At 71.9% G+C, this 4,570-nt stretch carries 5 protein-coding genes; 3 read left to right on the top strand and 2 right to left on the bottom strand.

Going from position 1 to position 4,570, the window contains the following annotated elements; genetic code table 11:
* Together AOK24_RS40495 and AOK24_RS40490 are read left to right on the top strand one after the other, a co-directional pair.
* The coding region (locus AOK24_RS40495; protein ID WP_055724905.1) for an aromatic ring-hydroxylating oxygenase subunit alpha at positions 1-1,023 on the top strand (1,023 nt) is incomplete at its 5' end.
* Positions 1,024-1,034: 11 nt separating this feature from the next.
* Entirely contained in the window at positions 1,035-1,478 is a 444-nt protein-coding gene (locus tag AOK24_RS40490; RefSeq protein ID WP_055724904.1) for a VOC family protein, read from the top strand.
* Here the strand turns inward: AOK24_RS40490 and AOK24_RS40485 are convergent.
* Entirely contained in the window at positions 1,438-2,787 is a 1,350-nt protein-coding gene (locus AOK24_RS40485; RefSeq protein ID WP_055724903.1) for an NDP-hexose 2,3-dehydratase family protein, read from the bottom strand. The two genes, AOK24_RS40490 and AOK24_RS40485, sit on opposite strands and share 41 nt — an antisense overlap.
* Positions 2,775-3,704, bottom strand: a complete 930-nt coding sequence (locus AOK24_RS40480) for an NAD-dependent epimerase/dehydratase family protein (RefSeq protein WP_055724902.1) — start codon at positions 3,702-3,704, stop codon at positions 2,775-2,777. The genes AOK24_RS40485 and AOK24_RS40480 overlap by 13 nt, the downstream gene beginning before the upstream one ends.
* 189 nt (positions 3,705-3,893) lie before the next feature.
* Between AOK24_RS40480 and AOK24_RS40475 the strand changes: the two genes are divergently transcribed.
* Positions 3,894-4,570, top strand: a 677-nt coding sequence (locus tag AOK24_RS40475; RefSeq protein ID WP_478078788.1) for a glycosyltransferase family protein, incomplete at its 3' end; no start/stop codon positions are given.

Raw genomic sequence — 4,570 nt, 5'->3', positions numbered from 1 at the left:
CTTCCCCACCCCACCGGCTGGTTCTGCCTCGCCCTCAGTCACGAGATCCGCCCCGGCGCCCTCCTCACCCGCCGCCTCGCGGACACGGACGTCGTCCTCGCCCGAGGCGCGAGCGGCGTCCTGCGCGCCTTGCACCCGCACTGCCCCCACCTCGGCGCACACCTGGGCGTCCTGGGCGAGGTCTCCGGCGACGAGATCACCTGCGGATTCCACCGGTTCACGTTCAGCCTCGACGGCCCCTGCCTGCGCACCGCGTACGGACGCCCCGCACCCCGCGCCATGCTCGGTACGCTGCACGTGCGCGAGAGCGGCGGCCTCGTCCTGGTGTGGCACGGCCAGGAACCCCCCTCCTGGGAGCCCCCGGCGATCCCGACCGCCGGCTGGCAGCGCCCGCGCGGGACGACGTACGAGGTCGCGAGCCACCCGCAGCAGATGACCGAGAACGTCATCGACTTCGGCCACCTGGAACAGCTCCACGGCGCGACCCTCGCGAGAAAGCCCGACGCGGTGTTCGACGGGCCCAGCTGCACGGGCGGATTCCAGGTCGTCAGCACGCTCCCGCGCATCGGACGGGTCGAGACGGAGTACACGTTCGCCGTGCACGGCCTCGGCCTGACCGTCATCGAATGCGCCCTGCCTGTCGGCGCCGCCCGCACCCGGTTCTTCGCCCTGCCCACCCCCATCGGCCCCTGGCGGACCCGGTTCCAGTTCGCGGCGACGGCGACGACCGGCTCGGACGGCCCGCTGGGCACCCTGGGCGCGCGCCTCCTGCGGGAGGTCTTCTACGCCGTCCACGCCACCGGCAGCCTCCCGGACCTGCCGGTGTGGCAGTACCAGGCGTACCAGCCCCGACCACGCCTGGCGGCCGGGGACGGGCCGATCGGCAAGTACCGCAAGTGGGCCGAGCAGTTCTACCCGGCCGAGCAGTTCTACCCGCCTGAGCAGTTCGACCCCACAGAGCAGTTCCGTCCAGTCGAGCAGCCTCGCCCTGCTGCCGAGCAGCCTCGTCCCGAAGAGCCTTAGGAGCCAGCCTCATGCCGTTCACGACATGCATCAGCGTCCGGGACACCGCCGCCAGCATCGCCTTCTACGAATCCCTCGGCTTCCAGACCGACTCCACGATCGCCCGCCCCGGCGACGACGTCCATCTCCTCCTGCACCAGGGCGAGTTCTGCGGGCTCCTCTACAGCAACGCCGACCTCAAGGAGTGGCTCCCCCCGCTCGCCGACACCCCCATCGGCCTCGCCGGAATGCTCTACCTGACCGTCGACGACTTCGACGCCTTCCACGACCGCGTCGCCCGCAAGACGCGGATTCTCAAAGGGCCGTTGACGGACGACGTGGGCCAACGCGTCTTCTACTTCCGGGACATCGACGGCTACGTCATCGGCATCCACGACAACGCGGCTTTCCGGGCGAGCGAGTTGGCCGAGACCCTCACAGCAGGCAGGCCATCAGGCTCCGCGTCTCCACATTGACGTAGTACCCCATCCGCATCAGCCGGTTGAGCAACCCCAGCGTCATCCACCGGTAGTTGGGTGGCGCCTCGACCGTCAGATCGTCCGGGACCCGGACGACGAGGTGCCGTGTGTCGGCGTTCTGGAAGCGCCCCCCGTCCTCGGACTGGATGCTGTCGAGGACCGTCCACGACGGATCGCGGTCCAACAGGTCGGCCAGCGGCGGCAGATCCTCCAGCCCCCGGTACGTGCCCGGCGTCAGCTGGACCGTCGGGGCCAGCTCCACCCGGTCCGTGGCACCCGGCTGGGCCATCGCCTGGACGAGGAACTGGAGGGTGCCGTCGCGGAGTTGGCAGACGAACGCGGCGACGTTGCCGGGGTTAGGCCGCAGCATCGGCTGCGTCCACGAGGTCACCTCGCGGCTGGTCGCCCCGACGGACAGGCCGACGATCTGGAAGTACCGCCCCTCCTCGTGCCGGACGCTGTGCCCGTCGCAGATCCAGCCCGGCAGGTCCCGCAGGCTGACGCGCCGCACGTCCAGGTCGAACCGCGCCTTCTGGTCGATGAGCCAGGTCATCGCCGCCGCGACGTCGGCGTCCGAGGTCTGCCGCTGATGGGACCGGACGACGTCCGTGTCCGGCGTCCCGGCGTAGGTGATCGCGGAGAGCACGGTGCGCGCGTTCATGTTCACCCGGTCGCCCAGCGCGAGCATCCGGCGCAGCTGCCCGAGCGTCAGCCACGTGAACTCCTCGCCGACCGGGACCTCTTCGTGCTCCGGGATCTCCACGATCATGTTGCGGTTCCTCTTGTAGAGGTACCAGGAGGAGTGCTCGGACAGGAGCTGGTCGAAGACGACGGCACGCGAGCCGGGGCGCAGGAAGTAGTCCAGGTAGGGCGTGGCCTTCCCGCCGTGCACGCGCTCGTAGTTGCTGGGCGTCGCCTGCACGGTCGCGGAGTACTGGACCAGCGCCGTGTTGCCGGGCTCCATCTTGGCCTGCATCAGGAAGTGGTGGACGCCGTCGATGCGCTTGACCAGGATGCCGAGGATGCCGATGTCGGGCTGCACGATGACCGGCTGGCACCACTGGGGCGTCGTCCCGAAGGTCGTGCGCACCGACAGCCCCTCGACGGTGAAGAACCGGCCCGAGACATGGCCCAGTCGATGGCCGAGGCGCCAGTTCGTGAGGGAGTCCAGCGGGACCCGCTCCACCCGGAACGCGGACGCGGCGGCGCGCTCGCGCAGGAAGGCTTCCGGGTCCGGCGTCAGCGGGCTCTCGGCCGTCCGCACCGAGGACAGGAAGTCGTGGGCGCCGCTGATCAGAACCGACATGTCAACTCCCGTGCCATGAGGGCGAATCCGGCGGCCGGGGACAAGGGCCGGAAGTCCACGAGGGAGCGCAGCAGCGACGCGTCCACGATCAGATCGCCGGTGTCGGTCCCCGCGCTCGGCCCCGCCTCGACGGGGATGTGCCGCTCCGTCGCGGCGGACACCAGGCCGATCACCTCGGCGACCGAACACCCCACGCCGGAGCCGATGTTGACGGTCCCCGGCAATTCCCCGCGCAGGGCGAGCAGTTCGAGGACGGCCTGGACGAGGTCGTCCAGGTGCAGGAAGTCCCGGCGCTGTGCACCGGTCCCGTGCAGCGTGAACGCCTTCCCGGTCAGCGCGCAGCGGAACGCCGCCGATACCACGCCCTGCCCCCGAGATTCCGGCAGCAGACGGCCGTACACGTTGGAACAGCGCAGCGCGGTCGTCGGCAGGCCGTGCACCCGGCGGTAGAAGTCGAGGTATTCCTCCGCCGCCAGGCGCGACATGCCGTACGGGGAGACGGGCAGGGTGGGGTGGGACTCGGTGCGCGGGCCGGGGCCGGGCGCGTAGACGCCGCCCGCCGAGGAGAGGAACACGACACGGGTGGCCGGGCTGAGGGCGCGGACCGTCTCGCAGACGTTGACGACCAGCGACAGGGTCTCCACCACGTCGGCCTCCGGCTCGTCCGCCGACGGGACCGGGAAACGGCCCCCGGCGGCGATCACCACCGCGTCGGCGCCCCGGGCGAGGACGGCCGGCAACTCCTTCGCCCCGTCACCCCGCACGAACCGCAGCGGGTCCCGCCCGCGCAGCGCGTACGGATCGGAACGCCCGATCACGGTCGCGTCCCACCCCCGGTCCACGGCCCCGAAGGCGAGCGCGCTTCCCAGGAATCCGGCGCCTACGACGGCGACCCGCGTGAGTGAAGTCATGGTCATCCGGTCCTCTCCTCGACCTCACCCATCCGTTGTCCGTTCGGCGCGGCGGGCCTCGCGGGAGCGCACGGGTTAACCCAGGTGCCGTAGCCGGGAACCCGATGTGAACTCGATCGGCCCATACGGATGTACGACCGGCCCCGGCCCGGGAAAGGCTGGCCACACCCCCTCACGCGTCCCCTGGAGCCCCGCATGCGCGTCGTCCTGGCGGTCCTGCCCGTGAAAGCGCACCTCAACGCGGTGATCCCGCTCGCCTGGGCCCTGCGCGCCGCCGGACACGAGGTCGTGGTCACCGGCGACTGGGGCCCGGAGCGCGAGGCGGCCCGGCACATCGCGGGGGCGGGCCTCACCGCCGTACCGCTCGGCGGCGAGGGCGACATCTCGCCCGTACGCCCCGGCGCCCACAACGAGTCCGGCTTCCTGGCCCTGGACCCCGACTCCGGCGACCCCCGTGAGTGGGGCCGCTTCCACGAGGCGCTGCGGTTCCTGTGCACCGAGGTGTACGCGCCGGACGTCCCCCTCGGTGAACGGCACGGCCTGCTGCGGAAACTCGTCGCGTTCACCGGCGCCTGGCGGCCCGACCTCGTCCTGTGGGACATGCTCATGTTCCCCGCGCCGGTCGCCGCCCGGCTCTGCGGCGCCGCCCACGGCAGGCTGGTCTGGGGCACGGACACCGTCGCCCTGCTGCGCGACCGGCTCCTCGCGGCCGGCCCGGGGCCGGACCCCGGCGCCGACTGGCTCGGGCGGCTGCTCGCGCCGTACGGACTGGAGTTCACCGCCGCGACCCTCCTCGGGGACTGGTCCGTCGACCTCGGCCGCCCCCACCCGTACCCCGCGCACGGCACGACCGTCCCCGTCCGCCGCATCCC

It is taken from the genome of Streptomyces niveiscabiei, assembly GCF_001419795.1.
GTDB lineage: Bacteria > Actinomycetota > Actinomycetes > Streptomycetales > Streptomycetaceae > Streptomyces > Streptomyces niveiscabiei.
Note: the sequence above shows the minus strand (reverse complement) of the source record. Positions and strands in the feature narration are given on the sequence as shown.